This is a genomic window from Geomonas diazotrophica, assembly GCF_018919385.1.
GTDB lineage: Bacteria > Desulfobacterota > Desulfuromonadia > Geobacterales > Geobacteraceae > Geomonas > Geomonas diazotrophica.
The window spans coordinates 13,068-37,664 of record NZ_JAHLMF010000025.1; the positions used below are offsets into that span (position 1 = coordinate 13,068).

22 protein-coding genes and 3 tRNA genes are annotated in these 24,597 nt (G+C 60.5%); 22 read left to right on the forward strand and 3 right to left on the reverse strand.

Annotation, left to right across the window (positions count from 1 at the left end; translation table 11 throughout):
• The first annotated feature begins 60 nt into the window (after positions 1-60).
• The 21 genes from KOM00_RS19655 (at position 61) to KOM00_RS19755 (ending at position 18,246) form a co-directional block, all read left to right on the forward strand.
• Positions 61-1,140: a glycosyltransferase family 9 protein gene (locus KOM00_RS19655; RefSeq protein ID WP_216500717.1), complete on the forward strand. Its 1,080-nt coding sequence runs from the start codon at positions 61-63 to the stop codon at positions 1,138-1,140.
• Between the two features lie 67 nt (positions 1,141-1,207).
• On the forward strand, positions 1,208-2,635 hold the full coding sequence (locus tag KOM00_RS19660) for an MBOAT family O-acyltransferase (protein ID WP_216500718.1): 1,428 nt from the start codon (positions 1,208-1,210) through the stop codon (positions 2,633-2,635).
• A 5-nt stretch (positions 2,636-2,640) separates the two neighbouring features.
• Entirely contained in the window at positions 2,641-3,597 is a 957-nt protein-coding gene (locus KOM00_RS19665; RefSeq protein WP_216500719.1) for a hypothetical protein, read from the forward strand.
• A gap of 165 nt (positions 3,598-3,762) precedes the next feature.
• A tRNA-Val gene (locus KOM00_RS19670) sits at positions 3,763-3,837 on the forward strand.
• Between the two features lie 92 nt (positions 3,838-3,929).
• Positions 3,930-5,840 (forward strand): threonine--tRNA ligase, encoded by a 1,911-nt coding sequence (gene thrS / locus KOM00_RS19675; RefSeq protein ID WP_216500720.1) that lies wholly within the window; start codon positions 3,930-3,932, stop codon positions 5,838-5,840.
• An 11-nt stretch (positions 5,841-5,851) separates the two neighbouring features.
• Positions 5,852-6,370 (forward strand): translation initiation factor IF-3, encoded by a 519-nt coding sequence (gene infC / locus KOM00_RS19680; RefSeq protein WP_216500734.1) that lies wholly within the window; start codon positions 5,852-5,854, stop codon positions 6,368-6,370.
• Between the two features lie 28 nt (positions 6,371-6,398).
• Positions 6,399-6,596: a 50S ribosomal protein L35 gene (rpmI, locus tag KOM00_RS19685; protein ID WP_129128247.1), complete on the forward strand. Its 198-nt coding sequence runs from the start codon at positions 6,399-6,401 to the stop codon at positions 6,594-6,596.
• 243 nt (positions 6,597-6,839) lie between these two features.
• On the forward strand, positions 6,840-7,193 hold the full coding sequence (rplT, locus tag KOM00_RS19690) for a 50S ribosomal protein L20 (RefSeq protein WP_015720525.1): 354 nt from the start codon (positions 6,840-6,842) through the stop codon (positions 7,191-7,193).
• A 75-nt stretch (positions 7,194-7,268) separates the two neighbouring features.
• Complete coding sequence (gene pheS, locus KOM00_RS19695; RefSeq protein ID WP_216500721.1) at positions 7,269-8,285, forward strand: phenylalanine--tRNA ligase subunit alpha; 1,017 nt, start codon at positions 7,269-7,271, stop codon at positions 8,283-8,285.
• 132 nt (positions 8,286-8,417) lie between these two features.
• A complete protein-coding gene (pheT, locus tag KOM00_RS19700) occupies positions 8,418-10,823 on the forward strand; it encodes a phenylalanine--tRNA ligase subunit beta (RefSeq protein ID WP_216500722.1) in 2,406 nt (801 codons plus the stop codon).
• An 86-nt stretch (positions 10,824-10,909) separates the two neighbouring features.
• Positions 10,910-11,188, forward strand: a complete 279-nt coding sequence (locus KOM00_RS19705) for an integration host factor subunit alpha (protein ID WP_183346967.1) — start codon at positions 10,910-10,912, stop codon at positions 11,186-11,188.
• Positions 11,189-11,190: 2 nt separating this feature from the next.
• Positions 11,191-11,529, forward strand: a complete 339-nt coding sequence (locus tag KOM00_RS19710; RefSeq protein WP_216500723.1) for a MerR family transcriptional regulator — start codon at positions 11,191-11,193, stop codon at positions 11,527-11,529.
• A 14-nt stretch (positions 11,530-11,543) separates the two neighbouring features.
• Positions 11,544-11,620: transfer RNA gene (locus tag KOM00_RS19715), tRNA-Pro, on the forward strand.
• Positions 11,621-11,804: 184 nt separating this feature from the next.
• Positions 11,805-12,437 carry a paraquat-inducible protein A gene (locus KOM00_RS19720; RefSeq protein ID WP_216500724.1) on the forward strand — a complete coding sequence of 211 codons (633 nt, stop codon included), beginning with the start codon at positions 11,805-11,807 and terminating at the stop codon, positions 12,435-12,437.
• A complete protein-coding gene (locus tag KOM00_RS19725; protein ID WP_328758864.1) occupies positions 12,413-13,072 on the forward strand; it encodes a paraquat-inducible protein A in 660 nt (219 codons plus the stop codon). Before KOM00_RS19720 ends, KOM00_RS19725 begins: the two co-directional genes overlap by 25 nt.
• Positions 13,065-14,744, forward strand: coding sequence for a PqiB family protein (locus KOM00_RS19730; RefSeq protein WP_216500725.1), 1,680 nt, complete (start codon positions 13,065-13,067; stop codon positions 14,742-14,744). Before KOM00_RS19725 ends, KOM00_RS19730 begins: the two co-directional genes overlap by 8 nt.
• A 2-nt stretch (positions 14,745-14,746) precedes the next feature.
• Positions 14,747-15,340 carry a PqiC family protein gene (locus tag KOM00_RS19735; RefSeq protein ID WP_216500726.1) on the forward strand — a complete coding sequence of 198 codons (594 nt, stop codon included), beginning with the start codon at positions 14,747-14,749 and terminating at the stop codon, positions 15,338-15,340.
• A gap of 60 nt (positions 15,341-15,400) precedes the next feature.
• Complete coding sequence (glk, locus tag KOM00_RS19740) at positions 15,401-16,381, forward strand: glucokinase (RefSeq protein ID WP_216500727.1); 981 nt, start codon at positions 15,401-15,403, stop codon at positions 16,379-16,381.
• A gap of 273 nt (positions 16,382-16,654) precedes the next feature.
• Positions 16,655-17,203 (forward strand): MucR family transcriptional regulator, encoded by a 549-nt coding sequence (locus tag KOM00_RS19745; protein WP_216500728.1) that lies wholly within the window; start codon positions 16,655-16,657, stop codon positions 17,201-17,203.
• Positions 17,204-17,347: 144 nt separating this feature from the next.
• Complete coding sequence (locus KOM00_RS19750) at positions 17,348-18,010, forward strand: FKBP-type peptidyl-prolyl cis-trans isomerase (RefSeq protein ID WP_216500729.1); 663 nt, start codon at positions 17,348-17,350, stop codon at positions 18,008-18,010.
• Positions 18,011-18,169: 159 nt separating this feature from the next.
• A tRNA-Met gene (locus KOM00_RS19755) sits at positions 18,170-18,246 on the forward strand.
• A 125-nt stretch (positions 18,247-18,371) separates the two neighbouring features.
• Here KOM00_RS19755 and KOM00_RS19760 read toward each other — a convergent pair.
• Entirely contained in the window at positions 18,372-20,438 is a 2,067-nt protein-coding gene (locus KOM00_RS19760) for a hybrid sensor histidine kinase/response regulator (RefSeq protein WP_216500730.1), read from the reverse strand.
• Positions 20,439-21,091: 653 nt separating this feature from the next.
• On the opposite strand from KOM00_RS19760, the gene KOM00_RS19765 reads away from it, so the two are divergent.
• A complete protein-coding gene (locus KOM00_RS19765; RefSeq protein ID WP_216500731.1) occupies positions 21,092-22,189 on the forward strand; it encodes a hypothetical protein in 1,098 nt (365 codons plus the stop codon).
• Between the two features lie 147 nt (positions 22,190-22,336).
• Here KOM00_RS19765 and KOM00_RS19770 read toward each other — a convergent pair whose 3' ends face one another.
• Both KOM00_RS19770 and KOM00_RS19775 read right to left on the reverse strand, forming a co-directional pair.
• Positions 22,337-23,299, reverse strand: coding sequence for a GlxA family transcriptional regulator (locus tag KOM00_RS19770; RefSeq protein ID WP_216500732.1), 963 nt, complete (start codon positions 23,297-23,299; stop codon positions 22,337-22,339).
• Positions 23,300-23,342: 43 nt separating this feature from the next.
• Positions 23,343-24,113, reverse strand: a complete 771-nt coding sequence (locus tag KOM00_RS19775; protein ID WP_216500733.1) for an MBL fold metallo-hydrolase — start codon at positions 24,111-24,113, stop codon at positions 23,343-23,345.
• Between the last annotated feature and the right edge of the window lie 484 nt (positions 24,114-24,597).

A 24,597-nucleotide genomic window follows, 5' to 3' on the forward strand; every position in this document is an offset into this window, starting at 1 on the left:
TTGCAATGATATGGCCCTCCGACGCCGCTGGCGCCGCAATTCCTCCCAACGGAGCCACCTTTGCAGGCCACACTTTTGAAACGCATCGACGCCCTCGCCGGCCCTCTGCTGGCACGCCTCATCCCGAGGCGGCGGCGCGCCGCCGCCTTTGTTCCCCAAAGCATCCTCGTCATCCGCCCCGGCGGCATCGGCGACGCCGTCCTGCTCATCCCGGCGCTGCGCGCCCTCCAGGCGGCCTATCCTTCCTGCCGCATCGAGATCCTCGCCGAGAACAGAAACGCCGCCGTCTTCGAGTTCTGCCCCGGGCTCCACGCCGTGCACCGCTACGACGAGCCGGGCCAACTGCGCGCCGTCCTTGGGCTCCGCTACGACCTCGTCATCGACACGGAACAGTGGTATCGGCTTTCCGCGCTGGTAGCCCGCCTGATCCGTACCCGCCGCTCCATCGGTTTTGCCACCAACGAGCGTAAGCGTCTCTTCACCGACCCGGTTCCCTACGATCTGCAGGAGTACGAGCCCTTTTCATTCTTCAGGCTGCTGGCCCCCCTGGGAATCGAAGCGCCGGCCGAGCTTCCGGTTCCTTTTCTGAGCGTGCCGCCTGCCGCGCGTGAGCGTGCCGCATCCCTCCTGGCGCGCCTTGGAGACCGCCCCTTCGTGGCCATTTTCCCGGGTGCGAGCGTGCCGCGCAAAGAGTGGGGCGGCGCAAGGTTCCGCCAGGTCGCTGCGTCCGCCGTGCTCGCCGGGTACGCGGCGGTCGTGGTCGGCGGGAAAGAGGAAAGCGACGTCGGCTATGCCATCGCCCGGGCCACCGGTGCCTTGAATCTGGCCGGGGAGGGGAGTCTTGCCGAAAGCGCGGCGGTGATCGCTGCCGCCAGGGTCCTGGTCACCGGCGACTCGGGGCTTTTGCACATCGCGGCCGGCCTCGGCACACCGACCCTGTCGCTGTTCGGCCCGAGCGATCCCCGGAAATGGGCGCCCAAGGGGGATGGCCACCGCGTCTTCGCCTCGTCCCTTTCCTGCGCCCCTTGCGCCAAGTGGGGTACCATCCCTCCCTGCACCCACGAGACCCCCTGCGTCGACGCCGACCCCGCAGAGGTGACAAGGACGCTCATGCAGATGCTCAGGGACAGTGAGCCGTGAGTGGCGTTAATGCTCCGGGCGTCCCGCCCAGCCTCTCTCTTTGCAGCACCGAGCCGGGCGGTCCCTGATGCCGCTTTATTCCACGCAATACCTGCTCTTTTTGCCGCTTGTCTACCTGCTCTTTCGCTGCTGCCGGCACCAGGAGCGCTGGTCCCTCCTGCTGGTGGCCAGCTTCGTCTTCTACGCCTCGCTGGGGGCGTTGTACCTGCCGCTGCTGTTGGCTTTCGCCGCGGCGGCCAACTATGCCTTCGGCATCGGAGTGGGCAAAGCCGCAACTCCGGGTGCGCGCAAGGCCCTGTTCTGGACAGCCGTATCGTTCAACGTGCTGATCCTCGCGCTGTTCAAGTACCTTCCCCCCCTGCTGGAGGCTGCAGCCTTGCTGCCGCCCACGTTCGCCAACCTTTTCCCGGCCCCGCCGCCTCCGCTGGTCCTCGTCGGTGTTTCCTATTACCTGTTCCAATGCATTTCCTACCTTGCCGACGTCTACCTCGAGCTGCAGGAACCCGAGCGGCACTTGGGCTACTTTGCCCTCTATCTCGCCTTCTTTCCCAAACTCATGCAGGGGCCGATCGAAAGGGGCGCCGATCTGCTGCCGCAGTTGAAACGCCCGTACCGGTTCGACTACCACCTGGCGCGCTCCGGACTTTTGCTGCTCACCTGGGGGCTGTTCAAGAAACTGGTCCTCGCCGACCGCCTGGGGGTGTACGTCGATACGGTCTACGGCAATGTGCACGCCTTTTCCGGACTGCCGCTGCTGCTGGCAACCTACGGCTACGCCTTCCAGATCTATTTCGATTTTTCCGGCTACACCGACATGGCGCTTGGGAGCGCGAGGCTTTTCAACATCGACCTCACGCAGAACTTTAATCGCCCCTATCTTGCCACTTCCGTCGCCGAGTTCTGGCGGCGCTGGCATATCTCCTTCTCCAGTTTCATCCTGGACTACCTGTTCAAGCCGCTGCAGATGCGCTGGCGCTATTGGAGGCAGTGGGGCACCGCGGCCGCCGTCATGGTCGCCTTCCTCGTCTCCGGACTCTGGCATGGGGCACGCCCCGGGTTCCTGATCTGGGGAGGGTTGCACGGGACCTACCTCGCCTGTTCGCATCTTTGTGCGCCGTACCGGAAGAGGTTGCGCCAGGCCCTCGGCGTGCGAAGCGGCTATCTCTTGCAGGCATGGCAGGTCGTGGTGACCTTCCACCTTGTCTGTTTCGCCTGGATATTCTTCCGGGCGGCCACGGCGCGTGACGCTTTTTACCTGATAGGGAACATCCTTGGGCACGAGCGTGGACTCGCAAGGCTCCTCGGCGCCGGCGGGGAGAGCTCCACGCTCATTCTCGCTTTCGCCGTCGCTCTCGGAGTTTTGGGGCATGGCGTCTGCACCGGAACGAGACGCTTCCCCGGCTGGTTCCGATACCCGGCCTACGCCGCCGTGTTGCTGGCCTGCTTTCGCCTCACCGTCAGCCAGGAAGCCGGCTTCATCTATTTCGGGTTTTGACGCGCATGAAACTCCTGTTCCAAAAGACTGCGCTGGTCCTCGCGCTCGCACTGCTCTTCCAGGTCGGCACGGCCAGCCTCGGTTATCCCCCCCCGGTGCGTCTGGCCATGGAATACGGTCGCTGCCGGGACAAGGTCGTCTTCCTCGGGGACAGCACCGTCGATTCCGCCAGCCGGGACGACGCCGACAAGCGCTCCACCGCCGCCTTCCTCGAGGACGCACTTTCGGAACAGGTGGTGGATCTCTCGCACCCGGCATACCACCTGGGCGTGTACCGCTCTTTCGTCGGATACTTCGGTTCCGGATGGGGGCCTAGGGCCCTCATCATTCCCATCAACGTCCGTTCCTTTTCTCCCGAATGGGATCTGCGCCCGGAATACCAGTTCGGTGATGTCTCCCTGATGCTGGAACTTGGGCGGCTTTTCAGCCCCTTGTACCGGCCGATCACCGCCTATCGCGAGTATTTCTCTCCGGCCTCGCGGTGCCCCCCCTGGACCGAGGCGCGAGTCTTCGACGGGAGGCTCCCCGCAGGCAGGGTGCTCGACTACGAGAATATCCAGGGGACAAGGCTCAGCCGGGATGATCTCAGGAGGAAGGTGCTTTACCTTTACCGCTGCGAGCTGCGCCCGGAACATCAAAAGCTCCAAGCCTTGAGGGAGCTCTGCACGCGGGCCAGGGAGAGCCGGCTCCCCGTTCTCTTCTACGTCACCCCTGTCGACCACGGCTCCATCGAGTTGATCTATGGCGGCAGCACCGCGATCATAGACAGGAACGTCGCGCTGGTCATCGGTGTCGTCACCGGCAACGGCCTCCCCGTGCTCGACCTCTCGCACGCGCTCCCTCCGGACTCTTTTAATTGGAAAGTCAACGGCTATCCCAATGAACATTTGAAAGAGCAGGGGAGGAAGTATGTGGCGGCGGCACTCTCCGGGGAACTGCGCAGGCTCACTGGGCGCCGCTGAAGCAGAGCAGGAGGGCCAAGTGCCGGGCGAGGCGTCGATGTGGGTGTCGCCGGTCGCTGTCGGAATTTCTCCAATGAGAAAAATTCCTCTCCTTGAAATAAAAGCCTTGACTTTGAAATGGCGAATTGGTACAAAGTCCGAGTTCCACGAAGCAGCAACAAAAACAGGCGCGTAGCTCAGGGGTAGAGCACTAGCTCGACACGCTAGGGGTCGGCGGTTCGAAACCGCCCGCGCCTACCAATCAAAAGAGACCTTCAGTACGAGGTTCGACGGAGGCATCGAGTTTCGATGCCTCTTTCTGTTTGTCACCAGTTTTTCTAAAGGGGTCTTGCATGAACGAGATTAAGGTCACGCTACCGGATGGTTCCCAGAGGCCCTTGCCCGCAGGTTCCTCCATCTTCGATCTGGCCGCTTCCATCGGAGCGGGTCTCGCCAAGGCTGCCATCGCCGGCAAAATCGACGGCAACCTGGTAGATCTCAACACCAAGCTCACCGACGGTGCGCGGGTGGAGATCATCACCGAGAAGAGCCCCGAGGCGCTGGAGATCATCCGGCACTCCACCTCGCACCTGATGGCCCAGGCCGTCAAGGCCCTGTTCCCGCAGGCCAAGGTTACCATCGGTCCCGCCATCGAGACCGGTTTTTACTACGACTTCGACGTCGACCACCCGTTCACTCCGGAAGACCTGGAGAAGATCGAGGCGAAGATGCGCGAGCTCGCCAAGTCCGATCTCAAGATCGAGCGTTCCGAGCTTTCCAGCGCCGAGGCGATCGAGCTGTTCAGGAAGATGGGCGAGGATTACAAGGTCGAGCTGATCGAGGATCTCGGGGCCGACAAGGTCTCCCTCTACACCCAGGGCGACTTCGCCGACCTCTGCCGCGGTCCGCACCTCCCCAAGACCTCCTACTGCAAGGCGTTCAAGCTCACCTCCATCGCCGGCGCCTACTGGCGCGGCGACGAGAAGCGCGCCATGCTGCAGCGCGTCTACGGCACCGCCTTCGCCGACAAGAAGGAACTCGACGCCTACCTGGAGAGGATCGAGGAGGCCAAAAAGCGCGACCACCGGAAACTCGGCAAGGAGCTGGACCTCTTCTCCTTCAACGACGAGGTCGGCGCCGGGCTGGTGATCTGGCACCCGAAAGGGGCCATGCTGCGCACCATCCTCGAAGACTTCGAAAGGAAAGAGCACCTAAAGCGCGGCTACGACATCGTCCTCGGTCCCCAGATCCTGAAGACCGAGCTCTGGCAGCGTTCCGGCCACTACGAGAACTACCGCGAGAACATGTACTTCACCACCGTGGACGAGCAGGGGTACGGCGTAAAGCCGATGAACTGCCTGGCCCACATGATGATCTACCGCTCGCAGCTTCGCTCCTATCGCGACCTGCCGCTGCGCTACTTCGAGCTCGGCACGGTGCACCGCCACGAGAGGGCAGGGGTTCTGCACGGCCTTCTGCGCGTGCGCGGCTTCACCCAGGACGACGCGCACATCCTGTGCACCCCGGACCAGCTCGACGCCGAGATCAAGGGGGTCATCCAGTTCGTCACCGAGGTGATGGGGATCTTCGGCTTCGAGTTCGAGATGGAGCTTTCCACCCGTCCCGAGAAGTCGATCGGCTCCGACGACGCCTGGGAGCTGGCCACCAGCGCCCTGCTGAACGCGCTGAAGGACTCCGGCCGCCCCTACGAGATCAACGAGGGTGACGGCGCCTTCTACGGCCCGAAGATCGACATCAAGCTGCGCGACGCACTTGACAGAAGATGGCAATGTGCTACTATCCAGTGCGATTTTACCCTCCCGGAGCGTTTCGACCTCACCTACGTGGACGCGGACGGTGAGAAGAAGCGCCCTGTCATGGTGCACCGGGTCATCCTGGGCGCCATCGAGCGCTTCATCGGTGTCCTCATCGAGCACTTCGCCGGAAACTTCCCGACTTGGCTGGCACCGGTACAGGCGACCGTCCTTACGGTCACCGACAACCAGATCCCGTACGCACAGGCTGCGTTCGACAAGCTGCGCGCGGCCGGCGTCAGGGTACAGAAGGATTTCAGAAACGAAAAGCTGGGCTTCAAGATCCGCGAGGCGCAGCTGCAGAAGATACCGTACATGCTGGTCGTTGGCGACAAGGAGGTCGAAGGCGGCCTGCTCGCACCGCGTTTCCGCGACGGAAAGAACCTCGACGCGATGACACCCGAACAGTTCATCGCGTTCATTGAGAACGAAGTCAAAACCTACAAATAGGAGGTGGCGTCATAGCTAAACCTACAGTCAACATCAATCAGACAATCAGGGCCAAAGAGGTAAGGGTAGTAGGTGCCGATAGTGAGCAGCTTGGTATTCTTCCGCTTCGCGAGGCTCTGGCGTTGGCTGAGAGTCTGCAACTGGATCTGGTAGAGGTTTCGCCGACAGCCGTCCCCCCTGTCTGCCGTATCATGGATTACGGCAAGTTCAAATACCAGCAGGCTAAAAAGCTGGCTGAGGCAAAGAAGAAACAGGTCCAGGTCGAGCTCAAAGAGGTCAAACTTCGCCCGAAGACAGACACGCACGACCTGGAGTTCAAGGTAAAGCACGTACGCCGCTTCCTGGAAGAAGGGAACAAGGCGAAGATAACGGTCGTTTTCCGGGGACGCGAAATCACCCACCAGGAACTCGGCATGGCCGCCTTGGAAAAAGTAGCAGCAGAGCTGGCCGACATCGCGCTCGTCGAGGTGCGGCAGAAAATGGAAGGGCGCAGCATGTTCATGATCGTCGCCCCCAAAGTTAAAAAATAAACACCACCAACAAAGGAGTAGTAAAACAATGCCTAAAATGAAGACCCATAGGGGCGCCGCCAAGCGTTTCAGCAAGACCGGCACAGGCAAAATCAAGATGGCTCACGCCTTCACCAGCCACATCCTGACCTCCAAGACCAGGAAGACCAAGCGCAACCTCCGCAAGAGCGGCATCGTTGCGGCTTCCGATCACAAGAACATCTGCTGCCTCATCCCCTACAAGTAGCCGGGGTTGAAAAGCAGGGACTAGGGTCTGGGGACTAGGGGCAGCAAGACCTAAAGACCGGGAACTAGAACCGGAGACTTAAATACGCAAATGACTCGGGGAGCGGAACGAGGCGCGACGGATGGTGAGATTGAGTCACCCCCAAGCCCTGGTCCCTGGCCACCGGGTTTACCAAGTCCGAGAACCGTGAGGAAACGTCTCCCCTTGCGGATCCGGCTAATTTAAAAACCAGAAGGAGTTCGTATGCCAAGAGTAAAGCGCGGTTTTAAAGCGAGACAGAGAAGAAACAAGGTGTTGAAACTTGCCAAGGGTTACCGCGGCGCAAGGAGCAAGTTGTTCAGGAGCGCCACCGAAGCGGTGGACCGCGCACTGAACTATGCGTTCAGGGACAGAAGGGTGAAGAAGAGGGACTTCAGGGCTCTCTGGATCACCAGGATCAACGCCGCGGCGAGGATCAACGGCCTCTCCTACAGCAAACTGATCCACGGTCTCAAACTCGCCAACGTAGAGATCGACAGGAAAGTGATGGCCGACCTGGCCGTTTCCGATCCGAAAGGTTTCGCAGCTATCGCGGCCGCAGCCAAAGCAAAATTTTAATACATACCGCGGGCATGAAAAGAAATGGGATAGTGATGTCCCATTTCTTTTTTTTTCCGCAATAGGGCGATTGCAATGAAGGATAAACTGGAAGCACTTTTACAAGAGGCTCTCTCCGAGCTTGGCCAGGCCTCCACGGAAGAGGGGCTGCAGGAACTGCGGGTCAAGTACCTGGGCAAGAAGGGAGCGGTCACCGGCGTCATGAAGGGGCTTGGCGCCCTTTCTCCGGAGGAGCGTCCCCTGGTGGGCCAGGTGGTGAACACGGTCAAGGCGAAACTCGAGGAGACCCTGGACGCGCGCGGCGCCGAGATCCGCGCCGCCGTCAAGGCTCAGCGGCTCGCCGCCGAGAAGATCGACGTCACGCTCCCCGGCCGCAAGCGCCCCCTTGGCTCCAAGCACCCGATCACCCTGGTGACCGAAGAGATCTGCTCCATATTCGCAGCGCTTGGCTTCGCCGTCGCCGAAGGTCCCGAGATCGAGCTCGACTTCTACAACTTCGAGGCGCTGAACCTCCCCAAGGACCATCCCGCTCGCGACATGCAGGACACCTTCTACTTCGGCGAGAGCGTCCTCTTGAGGACCCATACCTCTCCGGTGCAGATCCGCACCATGCTGAAGCAGCCGCCGCCGGTGCGCATCATCGCCCCCGGCACCGTGTACCGCTGCGACTCCGACGCCACCCACTCCCCGATGTTCCACCAGATCGAGGGACTCATGGTGGACAAAGGGATCACCTTCGGCGACCTGAAGGGGATCCTGACCCTCTTCATCAGCCAGCTCTTCGGCAAGGACATCGGCGTCAGGCTGCGTCCTTCCTTCTTCCCCTTCACCGAGCCGTCCGCCGAGGTGGACATCGCCTGCGTCATCTGCCGCGGCAAGGGGTGCCGGGTCTGCAAGGAGACCGGCTGGCTCGAGATCCTCGGTTCCGGCATGGTCGATCCCGAGGTGTACCGTCACGTCGGCTACGACTCGGAAAAGTACACCGGGTTCGCCTTCGGCATGGGGATCGAGAGGATCGCGATGCTGAAGTACGGCATCGCCGACATGCGGCTGCTCTTCGAGAACGACCTCAGGTTCCTGAAGCAGTTTTAAAAGGCATTGAACAGGGTTACAAGGGATAAAAGGGATAGAAACAAAAGGTTTAAAACGTTTAAAGCTTTTGGATTTTATCCCCTGCATCCCTTTTATCCCTGTTAATCGATTTTGCGACTTTAAGGACTCTATATGATAGTCACTTACAACTGGATTAAGGAATTCGTCGACTGCGACCTCCCCGCGGCGGAACTGTCTCACCTGCTCACCATGCTCGGCCTCGAGGTGGAGAGGATGGAAGAGGTGGGCGGCGGCATGGACGACGTGGTCGTGGCCAAGGTGGTGGAGAAGAACCAGCACCCCAACGCCGACAAGCTCTCCCTTTGCAAGGTGGACAACGGCAAGGAGATCCTCGACGTGGTCTGCGGCGCGCAGAACTTCAAGACCGGCGACAAGGTCGCCCTGGCCCAGATCGGCGCGACCCTCCCCGGCGACTTCAAGATCAAGCGCTCCAAGATCCGCGGCGAAGAGTCCTGCGGCATGCTCTGCTCCGAGAAGGAACTGGCCCTGTCCACCGAGTCCTCCGGGATCATGATCCTCCCCGAGGAGTTCCAGGTCGGCACGCCGCTGTTCGACGCGCTCGGCACCAAGGACGTCATCTTCGAAATCGGCCTTACGCCCAACCGCGCCGACTGCCTGAGCGTCGTGGGGATCGCGCGCGAAGTCGCCGCGAAGCTCGGCAAGAAGGTGCACTACCCGGGGCTCGAGGTGAACGAGACCGGCGCTCCCATCGACCAGATCGCCAGCGTCGAGATCCTCGCCCCCGAGCTCTGCCCGCGGTACACCGCGCGCCACATCACCGGTTGCACCCTGGCGGAATCTCCCGCCTGGCTCGCCAACCGGCTCATGGCCGCCGGCATCCGCGCCATCAACAACATCGTCGACGTGACCAACTACGTGCTCCTCGAGTACGGGCACCCGCTGCACGCCTTCGACTTCAAGCTCCTTTCCGGCGGCAAGATCGTGGTCGCCGCGGCAGGGGAGGGGGAGAAGTTCGGCACCCTCGACGGCCAGGAGCGCGAGCTTACCGCCAGCGACCTCACCATCCGCGACGGCGCGAAGGCCGTGGCGCTGGCCGGCATCATGGGAGGGGGCAACTCCGAGATAGGCGAGGGGACCACCGAGGTGCTCCTTGAGAGCGCCTACTTCAACCCCTCCGCCATCCGCAAAACCTCCAAGCGTCTCGGGATCCACACCGAGTCATCGCACCGCTTCGAGCGCGGCGCCGATATCGCCGGCCTCACCCGCGCCCTGGACCGCGCCGCACAGCTCATCGCCGAACTTTCCGGCGGCAAGGTCGCCAAGGGGGTCATCGACGTCTACCCGGCGCCGGTTGAACCGCGCGTGATCGGCGCCCGTCTCGCCCGCATCAATGCGGTCTCCGGCCTCTCCCTCAGCGCCGAGGAGGTGGAGGATATCTTCCGGCGCCTCGAGTTCGAGGTGACCCAGGCCGAGCCGGGCGTCTTCCAGGTCAAGGTCCCGCTGTTCAGGGTCGACCTCGAGCGCGAGATCGACCTGGTCGAGGAAGTGGTCCGCATGAACGGCTTCGAAAAGGTCCCCGCCACCCTGCCGCAGGCCTCGGTCTTCTCGGATCTTCCCTCCGACTCCCAGAGGCTCGCCGCCAGGGTGAAGGATCTGCTGGTCGCCCACGGGCTCAACGAGGTGATCAACTACAGCTTCGTTGCCCCTTCCTCCTGCGAGAAGATACTCCTTCCGGGAGAGGATCTGCGCAGCAACGGCATGGTGCTGCTGAACCCGATCTCCGACGAGCTCTCGGTGATGCGCACCACCATGCTCCCCGGGCTTTTGGACACCGCGGTCAAGAACATCAGCTTCCGCACGCTCAACCTGCGCATCTTCGAGATGCGTCGCATCTACCTTCCCGTGGAAGGGGAGGAGCTGCCGCGCGAGCCGCTCTACGTCTCCGCGCTTCTCACCGGCAGGCGCGAGCTGGAAGGGTGGAACCAGGGCAAGGACGAGATCGACTTCTTCGACGTGAAGGGGATCGCAGAAAACATCCTCGCCGAACTGAACGTCGGCGGCGTGAACTTCAGCGCAGACGAACTCGACCCGTACTACCACCCGGGCAAGGCCTGCCGCATCCTGAGCGGCAAGAAGGTCCTGGGTTCCCTCGGCGAACTCCACCCGACGGTGCAGGAGAACTACGGCATCGCGACCCCGCTTTACTACCTCGAGCTCAACTTCGAGGCGCTGCTCTCCTGCCGCAAGAAGCAGGGCGCGGCCCAGGTCCCTTCGCGCTTCCCCTCCACCTTCCGGGACATCGCCATGCTGCTCCCCAGGGAGCTCTCTGTCGCCGAGGTGATTTCCTGCGTCAACGGCGTCAAGGCGCCGGAGCTGGAAGGGGTGGAAATCTTCGACCTCTACATGGGTGGCAACATCGCGTCTCATGAAAAGAGTGTGGCTATTCGCGTCCGTTACGGGTCCAGGGAAAGGACCCTGACCGACGACGAAGTGACCCGCCTGCACCAGAGGGTCATCGATGCGCTGCAGAAAAAATTAAATGTTTCGTTCAGATAAAAACGGTTGCGAAATCGAAAACGCTATGGTATTAGATTAAGCCGCTGTTGAGAACACACTGAAATGCTTCACCTGTTGAGGGGATTATGACCAAAGCGGACATCGTAGAAAAAATTTATGAGAAGGTAGGTTTCTCCAAGAAAGAATCTGCCGAACTCGTTGAGACGGTCTTCGACCTGATTAAGTCCACTCTTGAAGAAGGCGATAAAATCAAGATTGCCGGCTTCGGCAACTTCGTAGTGAAAGAGAAGTCTGACCGTCGCGGCAGGAACCCGCAGACCGGCGAGGAGATCACCATTGTGGCTCGCAAGATCCTCACCTTCAAGCCGAGCCAGGTTCTCAAGAGCGCGATCAACAGCCAGTAACCATGATTACCGGGATCCCGGACAAGCACTACCTGAGGATCGGCGAGGTTTCCGCCCTGACGGGACTCCCCACCTCGGTGCTGCGCTACTGGGAGACCGAATTTTCCTCTCTGGCGCCCAAGAAAAGCAGCAGCGGCCAAAGGCTCTACACCAGGAAGGATGTCGAGCTGGTCGCTGAAATCAAAGAACTCCTGTACGCGGAAAAGCTCACCATAGAAGGGGCGAGGAAGCGTCTGGAAAAGAAGAAAAAGTACCGAAGATCTGACCTTTCCGGCGAAGCACTGGCGACACTGCTTCAGGATGTGAAGCTGGAACTGACCAGTTTGAGGGATCAGTTGTAATTATCAGGTTTAATCGGTGCGTAGCGCAGCCTGGTAGCGCACTAGACTGGGGGTCTAGTGGTCGCTGGTTCGAATCCAGTCGCACCGACCATTTCAATCAGCCGCTTGGGATACTTCCTGGGCGGCTGATTCAGTTTTCAGGCTGCAAATGTGGTATGTTTTCATCTGTCATTGACTGCCGCAACTCTGCCGTCTGACGCGTTCGTCTGTTCCAGGGCGAGGGGAGCGGCTCCACCAGGCGCCTGTCCCCTTTAAAACAGGGAGCTCTTCTCCTGATGACCGATCGCACCGCACAACTCATCGCCTGCCACGAATGCGACCTGTTGCAGCGCGACATACAGTTAAACCCCGGCTGCTATGCCAGTTGTCCGCGCTGCGGGGCGGTTTTGTACCGAAACGCCACCGACAGCGTCGATCGCACCCTCGCCTACAACCTGGCCGCGGCCATGGTATTCATCGGCGCCAACGTCTTCCCCATCTTCAGCATAGAGGTGCAGGGAGATCGTAGCGCCATCACCCTGTTCGAGGCCGTCCTTTCCCTCTGGGACCAGGGCATGAGAAGCATTTCGCTCCTCGTGTTTCTCACCGCGATGGCGGCTCCCGCCGCTGAGCTCATCTCGATCACCTACCTCCTGCTGCCTCTCAAGCTGGGCAAGGTCCCTCCGAGTTACCCGCTCTTCATGCGCGTCCTCCAGTTCATCGAGCCCTGGTGCATGGTCGAGGTGCTCATGCTGGGGGTGCTGGTCTCGCTGGTGAAACTGACCAACAACTTCCGGGTCATTCCCGGCATGGCCCTCTGGTCCTTCGCGGTCCTTACCCTGCTGCTCGCCGCCGCTGCCGCCTCCTTCAACGCCCACGACGTATGGGCGCAACTGGACGCGAAGTGGAAAGAACGGGTGTCATCGTGACTCCCGGCGCTCCCATCGCTGCGGCGCGCGGCCTGTGCTCCTGTCATGTCTGCCAGATGGTCTCCCGGCGCACCGAGAGGGGGAGGGTGGCCCACTGTCCGCGCTGCGGCGCCCGGCTCCATTTCCGCAGGCCGGGAAGCGTGCAGCGCTGCTGGGCCCTGGTGATCGCTTCGTTCATACTTTACGTCCCTGCCAACTTGCTGATCATGATGGAGACCGGCTCCCTGATCACCTATCGCAAGGACACCATCGTAAGCGGCGTGGTGCACCTTTGGAAGACCGGTTCCTGGATGATCGCAGTCATCGTCTTCATAGCGAGCGTTGCCATACCGCTTCTCAAGCTTTTTTCACTGACCCTGCTGCTCATTTCCGTGCAGCGTCGCTCGACCTGGAACCCGCGCCAGCGCACCCGCCTGTACCGGCTGGTGGAGGCGGTGGGGCGCTGGTCCATGCTCGACATCTACGTGGTAACCCTGTTGGCCGCGCTGGTGCAGCTGGGCTCCATGGCCACGGTGAAGGCCGGCCCCGCCGCGGTGGCCTTCGGCGCGGTGGTGGTGCTCACCATGTTCGCCACCATGGAGTTCGACCCGCGCCTGATCTGGGACCCGCTGCAGAAAGAGGAGTTTCATGACTGACAGACAAGACGATATGCAGGACGTGCCGGAAGCGGTCAGCGAACCCAGACGCCGCTTCTCGATCCAGCTGGTCTGGATCATTCCCATTGTCGCCGCCATCATCGGCCTCTCCATCGCCGCAAAGGCCTGGATAGACCGCGGCGAGACCATCACCATCTCTTTCAAGACCGGGGAGGGGTTGGAGGCCGGCAAGACCAAGCTGAAGTACAAGGACGTCATGATCGGCGAGGTGAAATCGATCGCCATCTCCGACGACCGCTCCCACGTGGTGGTGACTGCCGAGGTCTCCAAGGACGCCAAGGGGCTCATGGTGAAGGACACCCGCTTCTGGGTGGTGCGTGCCCGCATCTCCGGCGGCAACGTCACCGGTCTGACCACCCTCTTGGGAGGATCCTACATAGGCGTCGAGGCGGGAGCCTCCACGGAGCCGCGCGACCAGTTCGTGGGGCTGGAATCGCCTCCGGCGGTCTCCATGGACGTGCCCGGGCGCCAGTTCGTTCTGCACACAGACGACGTCGGCTCACTCTACACCGGCTCGCCGGTCTTCTTCAGGCGCATGCAGGTTGGGCAGGTGATCGCGACCGACCTGGACAGCGACGGCAAGGGGGTCTCGGTCCGCGTCTTCATCCGCTCCCCGTACGACCGCTTCGTGACCACCGGCACCTTCTTCTGGCATGCCTCCGGCGTGGACCTCACCGTATCCCCCAACGGTGTGAAGCTCAACACCGAGTCGATGCTGGCAGTCCTTCTTGGAGGCATCTCCTTCGAGGAATCGTCCAGCTTGACCAAGGCGCCCGCGGCTCCGGCCCACACCGCTTTCACCCTCTACCCCACCCGTGATGAGGCCCTCAAAAATTCGGCCCCCTCGCAGAAGTTCGTGCTCCTCTTCGGCGAATCGGTGCGCGGGCTGGCCGTCGGCGCGCCCGTCGACCTGCGCGGGGTAACCGTTGGCGAGGTCACCAAAATCGACGTGGCGCTCGCCCCCTCGCGCGCCGACTTCTCGGTGTCGGTCGAGATCCAGTTCTACCCCGAGCACCTGCTCTCCCAGGTGCACCAGGGCAAAGACGGGAAGCTCCCCCCCGCCGGCAGCGCGCAGACCCGCAGGCTCCTCGACGACCTGGTCGCGCACGGCTTCCGGGCCCAGATCAAGAGCGGCAGCCTGCTGACCGGACAGCTCTACGTCGCCCTCGATTTCGTGCCGGGCGCGCGCCGTACGAACATCGACTGGAGCGCTGAGCCGCCTCGCTTCCCGACCGTGCCGGGCTCCATGGAGAAGCTGCAGAAGAACCTGATCGAAATCGTTCAGAAGATAGAGAAGCTGCCGCTGGACAAACTGGCGGGGGATGCCGGGAACACCATCCGGAGCCTGGACGACACCTTGAAGAGCGCGGACCGGTTGCTGAAGAACATGGACAACTCCCTGGTCCCGGAGGCCAAATCGGTGCTGACCGACACCAGGAGCACCCTCGAGGACGTCAGGAAGACGCTGACCGAGGCGAGAAGCACGCTGGGAGGCGCCACCAGCGTTCTCTCCGCGGATGCACCGGTCCAGCTGGACCTGCGCGACACCATGCGCGAGGTCTCCCGGGCCGCCCAGTCGTTAAGGGTGCTCGGAGACTATCTCGAACAGCACCCCGAATCGCTGATCCGCGGCAAGAAGGAGGAGAAATGACCATGCGCAGGACAACCGCCGCCTTGGGAATCATCGCCGCCACGCTGCTTTGCTCTGCCTGCAGCAGGTCGCCACGCGTCACCTATTACACCCTCACGCCGGCGCCGTCAGCCGGCGCCGTACAGCAGAGCTTCTCAAGCTCCGTTGCGGTCGGCCCGGTCACCATCCCCGAGCTGGTCAACCGGCCCCAGTTGGTTGTGCGTCTCACCCCGAGCCGCGTAGCCGTCCTGGAGGAGCACCGCTGGGCCGAGCCGCTCAAGAACGAGATACCCCGCCTGTTGGCGCAGGATCTTGGTCCCTTGCTCGGCTCCAACCGTGTCTTTACCTACGACCAGGGCTCCGGCGCCGCGGCGCAGTACCGCGTGCTGGTGGACATCGTGCGCCTGGAAGCGGTACCAGGCGACAGCGTCACGGTGGAGGCCGGTTGGGTCGTGCGCGGCGCCGGCAGCGCCAGGAGGGAAGGGCGGGCCGTGATCAAGGAGAAGGCGGACGGCTCCGATTACGATGCCGTTGCCGCCGCACTCAGCCGCGCCCTGGCCGGGGTGAGCGCCGAGGTGGCCAAAAGCGTGAGAAGCGAAGCTTTCGGCCGCAAGTAGCGCCCGCCGCAGGCAGATGGTATCCTGAGACGTGGCTGTGCCCAACCGGAAGGAGTCGATATGCTGATCCTGGCAGGAGACGTGGGAGGAACCACAACGCGGCTGGCGTATTTCGAGGCGGATTCTGCCGGGCTCACCGTGCTGGCCCACGGACAGTACAAAAGCGCCGCCCACGGCAGCCTCGCCGAAATGCTGCGTCACTTCGCCCTGCAGCACGGCATCGCTGCGGAGCGGGCCTGTCTCGGGATTGCCGGCCCCGTCATCGAGGGGCGCGTCCGCACACCGAACCTCCCCTGGACCATCGAAGACGCGGAACTGGCCCTTGCCCTTGGGATCCCCCAGGTGCGCCTGATCAATGACCTGGAAGCCAACACCTACGGCATCGCGGCCTTGAAGCAGGAGGACCTGTTCACCCTCAACGCCGGCACGCCCAATCCGGAGGGTACCATCGCCGTCGTTTCCGCCGGGACCGGGTTGGGCGAATCACTCGCCTACTGGGACGGCGACACCCACCGTCCGCTCCCCTCCGAGGCGGGACACGCCGATTTCGCGGCGCGCAGCGACCTGGAAACGGAACTGCTGCTGTACCTGCAGGCCAAACACGGGAGGGTGAGTTACGAGCGGGTGCTCTCCGGTCCCGGCCTGTACGACATCTACCGTTTCCTGCGCGACAAGCGCTACTTCAACGAAGATCCCGCCGTGGCCCAGGCCATGGGCACCCAGGACCCGCCCGCCGTCATCACGCGGGCTGCCCTCAAAGGGAGCTGCCCCATGTGCGCCAAGGCCGTCGACCTCTTCATCGGCGTCTACGGCGCCGAGGCCGGCAACGCGGCCCTCAGGTTCCTCTCCACGGGGGGGGTGTACCTGGGGGGCGGAATCGCCCCCAAGATCCTCGACCTGCTCAAGGGAGCCACCTTCATGGTCGCCTTCACCGCCAAGGGAAGGCTGAGCGCACTAGTTCAGTCGATCCCGGTGCACGTGATTCTCAACGAGGACACTGCGCTTCTAGGTGCCGGGCGTGCAGCTTTTTACGCACGCTGATCTTTTTCGAACAGTTCCATTCGCAATAACTTGTGCTCCCGTCATCCTCCTCTATTGTTTTCCACCGCTGCCGCTTCGATCATTCCGTCGCTTGTCCCTGGTATAATCAGTTTGCCAAGCTCAGCCCCAGCATCAACTGCGAATGTGGACGGTGCGGACGGCCGTTGTTTTGAGAAAATACTGAGTTAGCCCCGCATTATTTATACTTTATTATTGACAATATTTTTGTCTCTGCTATTAATCACTCAATCATATTACCGAGGAGGATGATTAATGGCGACATTGGTAGAAATAGCGGCACAACTCGTCTCATCGCACGCCTCCAGCACGCCGATGACGTCGGACGAGCTTCTAGCGGAAATAGCCAAGGTTCACGCAGCACTTAAAAACCTCGAAGCAGGTCAGGCGATCGAAGGTGTAGAGGAGGCACGTCCTTCTCTTTCGGTCAAAGACGCTTTCAAGAAGAACGAGGTTGTCTGTCTCATCTGCGGCAAAGGGGGGTTCAAGACCCTGGCCCGTCACCTGAGCACTGCCCACGGCATGAAGCCGGGTGCCTACAAGAAGCAGTACGGCATCTCAAGCAAGCAGGCGCTTTCCGCGAAAAGCTACTCCGAGGCGCGTCGCAAGATGGCCCAGGACCGCGGCCTCGCGGACAACCTTGCCAAGGCGCGTGAAGTGCGCATGGCCAACATAGAGGCAAAGAAAGAGGGTGTCGCCAAAGCAGCCAAGCCGGCGAAGGCGCCGGCAAAGCCCGCCAAGGCCCCCAAGGCCGTCAAGGTACCCAAGGCACCCAAGGCAGCAGCACCGAAGGCGAAGAAGTAAGCCGATCGTGGCACGGCCACCACTAAACAGCACCTCCAGGCGGGGTGCTGTTTTTCGTTTGGCTGTCCCAGCCGAACTATTGGATGCACGTCGTGCATTAACTGGTATAGTTGTACCTTCGTAAAAAAACACAGGAGGAATACTATGAGCAGACTTTTGATTGTTGCACTGGTAGCACTTTTCGCACTGCCCGCCTATGCGGCCGATGAGAAGAAAGCAGACGAGCAGAAGACTTTCTATGCTATCGGGCAGGTCATGGCCCGGCAGCTTGCTGTGTTCGACATGTCTCAGGATGAAACCGACCAGGTGCTGAAAGGGCTGAAGGACGGCCTTGGCAGCAAGACCCCCGGTTTCGACGTAGAACCGTACAAGGTGAAGATCCAGCAACTGGCCATGTCGCGTCGCAACGCGCAGGGCGAGAAGCTTGCGGCGAAAACCCAGGAGTTCCTCGAAAAGGCCGCCAAGGAGAAGGATGCCGTCAAGACCCCCTCCGGCCTTATCTACCGCTCCCTCAGGGAAGGGACGGGTGCCAGCCCGGCTGCCACCGACAAGGTGAAGGTCAACTACCGCGGCACCCTGATCGACGGCAAGGAGTTCGACAGCTCATACGCTGCCGGCCGTCCCGTCGAGTTCGGGCTGAATCAGGTGATCAAGTGCTGGACCGAAGGTCTGCAGAAGATGAAGGTGGGAGGCAAGGCCCAACTCGTTTGTCCTGCCGACCTTGCTTACGGTGAGCGCGGCTCCGGGTTGATCCCGGCCAACGCGACACTGGTATTCGAGGTCGAGCTTCTGGATATCGTCAAATAGGTTGCATCCATCTTTGCGGTTGAGACAGATGAAAAACTTTTAGCAGAGTTTTTTATTGACAAAGAAGACGCTCTAGAATATAAAGGGTATCTCTTGACGCGGCGCAAAAGAGGCGGCGAGGGTCCAGTAGGTATTTGACATCATTACAATAAAGAGCTTGGCGGTGTAGCTCAGCTGGTTAGAGCACACGGCTCATATCCGTGTTGTCCGGGGTTCAAGTCCCTGCACCGCCACCATACAAAAAGAGCCTTTCGGTCGATTCCGAAAGGCTCTTTTGCTTTGCGCTGAATTTGACTCATCCCGTGAAGCCGGTGAGCAAGGGGCGTTTTGCCCCTCATCAAGTCCCGGGGCTGCCGGCCGGTCACCGCAAGGTCTCTATGAGCGACGCCATGGCCTTGGCATCGAAAGGCTTGGGCAGGGCTTTCGCGAAACCATAGTCGCGGTAGTTCGCCATCACGGGATCGTCGGAGTAGCCGCTCATCACGACGAGGCGCGCCTTGGGGTCAAGAGAGAGGATCTGTCGCGCCACCTCCATCCCACCCATCCCTCCGGGAATGGTGAGATCCGCCAGCACCGCGCTGAAACCATCACCCGCCTGCATCGCCTCCCGGTACAGCGCCACCGCGTCGCCTCCGTCCGCGCAGGTAACCACCCGGTGCCCCATATGCCTGAGCACCCCCTCGGCCATTTGCCGTATCGCCTCTTCATCATCCATCACCAACAGCGAGAGTCCTGCGTTGGAACCCTGCTGGACCTCCCGCGCCGTGCGCGTCTCGCAGCTTTTGCCGAGTGATGGAAGATAAACGGTGAAGGTAGTGCCTTCGCCTACGCGGGAATCGACACTGACATTTCCGCCGTGCCTTTTCACGATGGAGTATACCGAAGCGAGTCCCAGCCCCTTTCCATGCGGCTTGGTTGTGAAGTAAGGGTCAAAGATTTTCTTCAGGTCCTGCTCGGGAATGCCGGTTCCCTCGTCCGAGAACGATACGCTGACGTACGGCCCGGGGGGGAGCTTTTGCCAGTTGTTTGCCTCGAGGAAGTGGTCGCGGGCGGTTATGACGAGCATCCCACCTCCTGGCATCGCTTCCATTGCGTTCCTGATGATATTGTTGAAAGCCTGACACAGCTGTCCCGCATCGGCTTCGACCGCGTTAAGCGATGCTGGGACATCGACAATCCCCTTTACATTGGAGCCGCTAAGGGTGAGCGATACCGCTTCCTCGACCAACAGGGAGACCGATGTCTCCTCCATGACCGGAGCTCCCCCGCGTGCGAAGGTCAGCAGTTGTTTGGCCAGGTCTCCCGCACGCAACGACGCCTTCTCCGCCGCCTCAAGCAGCGGCTGGGAGCGGTGGTCGGGGTCCAGGTGCATCCTTGCGAAGGATAGATTCCCCATGATGCCCGTCAGGATGTTGTTGAAGTCGTGAGCGATGCCGCCTGCAAGCGTCCCCAGGGACTCCAGCTTTTCCATCTTGAGCCTCTCGTCCTCCATCATCTTGAGCGCCTGCTCCGCCTCTCGGCTGCGGTCCCACTCGCGGTTGAACACGTGTGTGAGCGCTGTGGTTATGATCATAAAGATGAGAACGAAAAAGATGCCGCTGTACAACTCGGTGTACCAGTTGGCGAGATAGTCGGCGGTGGACAGCGCGACAAATACGTAGAGCGGCTGCGTCAGCGCGATCTTTCTGTAGGAGAAAACCCGCTCCATCGGGTCTACGCTGCTTCGCGCGTGGTAGGTCCCCGTGCTCTGCCCAGCGGCGAGCAGTTCCCTGAACTGGGGAAAGACGGTTCCAACCTCCGTCCCTCCAGGCGGTGCCTTCAGTTTCGGATACCTTGCCACGATACTGAGGTCCGATGCCACCAGCGCCAGAAAGCCGTTCTTGCCGACATTCAAAGTCGAGAAACTGTGGGAGAGGTAGTCGAGGCCGACCCCTGCGTAGACAAGGCCGGCGAATGAGCCGTCAGGGCGGTTTACCCTTCTGGCGAGGATGATCATCCACTTACCGGAGATGCCACCGACCAGCGGCTTGGAGATGACAAGTCCGGCTCCTGGGGTTCGGCGCAGGTGGACGAAATAGTCGCGGTGAGCGAGACTTTTGGTTGTTGCCGGGGTGACCTCCGGGCCGTATATCGCGAGACCGGCCGGATCGGTGGCCCTGAGCGCCAAGAGTTCCGGAAGCCGGGTGTGCTGCCGTACGATGAAACGACTGAGTGACGCATGGTCCACGTGCCCACCGGCAAGCTGCCGCTCGTACTCGTCGCACACGCCCTGCAGGGCGACATCGATCTTGAAGAAGACCCCGGAGATGTTTTCGTCCAGCACCCTGGCGAGGTTCTGTGTGTTGACTTTCGCTCTCTCGTTGTATACATCCCTGCTCTGCAGCAATGACAGTGACACCATGGCCACAACGACTATGTTCAGGACCAAAACTCCTGCAAACAGGTGCCTTTTAAGAGCGTTGACTGATCTAACGATTGCAGTCTCAGACTCTGTTTTTCCCTTTGCCATTAACATAGACGCAGCAGCGAGCTCCTCTCCCAAAAAAAATTGAATGTCTCTGAGATTTTGCTTGAATTTGCCGGTATGGCAATAGCAGGGACAAAATTTTAGTGATAATTCTTGGATATACATACAGTACGCGACTTCGAGTTCCAAGCTCCGCTGCAGGCGATCGCATCCGGTGCGGGCGCCTCATGACATGCTGAGGGGGGCTGGAAGTATCGCAGGGAAGGTACGACGACTCATCTGGCGCTAGTCCTCCGAATCGAAATTTCCCATCTTGACCCATTCTCATTGACCCGGAGACGTAAATAGGGGTATAAGGTAATTTCTCCCGAACCTGCTAAGAGGCCAGCATGACAACAGGAAGAGATAAATCCCCGTATATTGAGCCGCCAGTGCAAATCACCCGCACTGGCGGCTTTTTTAATGGGTTTACTTTCAGATTATTCCATACGTAGCGCAATGGGGCAGGCGTGCGAGGTGGCGCCCCCCTCATGTGTCATTACTTTGCAACATTGCAAGCCTGACCCCAGTTGTACATACAGTTATACCAGTTGTCCCTAACGGAGATGCATATCATGAAAATAATATCTGTCATCTGTCTAATCTTGGCTTCCTTGCTTGCGGCCTGCACTCACTACATGTACGGCGTCCCCCAGGAAAACTGGGACCGGATGAGCGAAGCGGAGCGGATAGAGGCGATACGGGTGTACGAGCAGGAGCAGCGGGTACGCCGCCAGGCTGCAGAGGAGCAGGCCCGCCGCCAGGCGGTGGAACGGGAGCGAGAACGGGCACGTCTTGCCGCGCTGGAGCAGGAACGGCAGGAACGCATCGAGGCGATACACAGGGGTGAGGGCGCCTTTGGCGAACTGATTCGGGTTCGCTTGCAGGGGGGGGAGATCAAGATCGGCGACCGGCATCACCACTATGAACCCTTGACGTTCACCATCGCCGACGGTGAAACCCGCAGGATCGGGGTGGCTGACCGAAAGGGGAGAGAGGTGGAACTCACCGTAACCTATGCCGGCGGCGCCCTTACCTTTGAAGGGCTCCGTTTTCCCTATGACCGGCGCTGGGGAAAGGGTGAACTCTATACTGATACCGGCACCTCCGGACCGCTGGCGTTACGTGGGGTGGATGTCTTCATCAAGGTTCACGACCGTTCTTCCAGGTTTGAGCGGGAGGTGCCACGACTGGTCATTATTCGGGAGGAACCGCCGGTGGTAATAAGGGAAAGGGAACGCTCCACGCCTCCGCCAACGATCATCGTCGAGAAGGAGCGGCCAAAGCCTCCACCGGTAACTCCCGTTCCCCCTCCGCCGGTGCGTCAGCCAGCCACCCAATCGACGGCGCATCCTCCGCGCAGCGTGGCAGTCGCCCTCCTCTCGGGGGAGTTGAAGGTACAGGGCAAGAAACAGCAGGTGGAGCCATCCACGCTGCGCATTGCCGAGGGAGAGAGCCGGGAATTGACGGTAAAATCCGGGAATGAAACCCGCACGGTCTCGCTCCGCTACCTAAACGGTGAACTCTTCATAGACGGGACCCCTGGAAAGGGGCGCAACGATATCCGCCTTCGTTTTGAGAAGGATTGGAAGGCGGGGAAGGTATACCGGTTTGACCTGAAGGGAAAGGTGTTCCTGGAGAAGGTTGAAATGAAGGTGACGGCGGGCGAATAAGAGGAGAATGAAGTAGAGTCTGGCGGCAAGAATCTGGGGTCAGGCTTGCAAAGTTGCAATCTCTGACCCTCTGACGGTTAACTTTGCAACATTGCAAGCCTGACCCCGGTTTATCTCAACAAAGAGCGTCAGCGAAATAATGCGACATCAAGTCACAATGCTGCCTGCTTGAAAGGTCTTTCGCCATTCGGTGGGGGTGACGTCGAACCTGGCCTTGAAATGCTGACGCAGCGAGGCGGCGGACTGGAAACCGACAAGCTCGGCTATGGTCTCTATTGAGCGGCTCGTGGTCTCCAGCAGTTCCTGGCTTCGCTGCAGGCGCTCGCTCATGAGCCAGCCACCGACCGACATGCCGGTGGCTTTCTGGAAGTGCCGCGTGAAGGTACGACGGCTCATCAGGCTGTAATCCGCCAGATCGTTCAGGTTGTGCACCTTACCCAGGTTGTTCCTCAGATACTCGAGCAGTTTGTTGACGTTGGCATCCCGGGTGGAAAGGGGAACTGGCTGCTCTATGAATTGCGCCTGCCCCCCTTCGCGGTGCGGCGGGATGACCATGCGCCTGGCGACTTTGTTGGCGATTGACCGGCCATGCTCCCTGTGCACCAGGTAGAGGCAACAGTCGAGCCCTGCCGCGGTGCCCGCAGAGGTCACCAACCTGTCGTCTTCGACGTAGAGGGCGTTGGTGTCCAACCGCACACTCGGGAACCGGTTGATGAAATCCTGCTCGAACTCCCAATGTGTTCCCGCCCGGCGGTCATCCAGCAGACCGGCGTAGGCGAGGACGTAGGTACCCAGACAGAGGCCTACCACAAGGGCGCCCCTCTGGTGCGCCGCCACCAGGGCGTCGAGCAATTCCTGGTGGGGTCTTTCAGCGGGGTCACGCCAGTAGGGGACGATGACGATGTCCGCCTGTTCCAGGACGTCCAGTCCGAAGGATGTCTCGATACTGAAGCCCTGCCGGGAGCGTAGCGGGCCCGGTTCTCCTGCGCAGATCTTCAGGTCGAAGAGCTTTTGACCTGGCAAAATGTCGCCAAAGATGATGCACGGCACCGAGAAGTGAAAGGGGCTGAAGTGGTTGATGGCGACGACTGCAACAGACGGAACCGACATGGGTACCTCTTACTCCTTCAGAACTGACCTTGCCCGGCCCGGCTCACAACACGCAGGACTCGCCGTCCTCCGGGACCAGCACTCGCTGTATCATGCCATTTTCCTTCAGGAAGTCACGCAATTCTTTTCGTGACAGCACCGCGTGGTTCATGGCCTCCATGTGGCTCGCTATGATGGTGGCGCCGGGCGCCGCTTTCCACACGTCATGAACGTCCCGCTTCCCCATAATGATGGACCCGATCCCGATAATCTGGGCATCCCCGCAGTTCAGGACAATAACGCCCGGCGTGTACTCCCGCAGTGCGTCAGCAACATTCCGGTTCCAGACCGTGTCGCCGGCGAGATAGAGGGCTTTCTCGTCAGGATGCTGTAAGACCACCCCACATACCTCTCCCAAACGATCTCCCAGTTTCGCCATGGCGTCGTCGCTACCATGCTGACCGGACGTCTTGATGAGCGTGATGCCTGCGAAATCGGTATGCTCGGTGAGAACGGTGACGTCCGTAAAGCCTGCCTCCCGGAGTCCGGCGGCATCCTTTTCGTTTTGCGCGAAGATAGGCATCCCCTTCGGGATTTGGTTTTTAGCCGCTTCGTCCCAGTGGTCGAGGTGGGTGTGGGTGACGATGACGGCGTCCACATCGAGCAGCGTCTCGACGGGAACCGGCAGGTCCACCAGAGGGTTCCTCAGATGCCCGTTGACCGTCCCCGCAAAAGCAGGGTATGCCCCTTTCTCCGCCAGAACCGGGTCGATCAGAAAGCACTTACCGCCGTATTCGATCCTCGCCGTCGCGTTGCGAACTTGCATGAACTTCATCTCTTGTCTCCTTGTTTCAGTATGGGGACATTATCGCCTATCGTGCCTTTCCCCGCGAGTGGCCCGAGGGTCAGATATCGACTGGTTTGGGACACTTCGTTCAGTGAATGTATCTGCCGTAATTGATCCGGTAAAGGCGAATCTGGATCTGATCAACCAAATCCGTTCAGATTCGACGAATTCCGTTCAGATTCGACGAATCCCATTCAGATTCGACGAATTCCGTTCAGATTCGACGAATTCCGTTCAGATTCGACGAATCCCGTTCAGATTCGACGAATTCCATTAAGATTCGACGAATTCCATTCAGATTCATACAAAGCGGGGGGGGCGCTAGCTGGTGATCTAGAGCCGCCGCTGTCGGGGGTGTAAAAAGGTTTGTGTAAATGGTCATTTCGGGGTAAATCCACTTACCCCAAGGAGTTGCCATGACCATTGACCTTGCTGTAATCGATGACCTACTGAAACAGTATAAGAGCCCGGA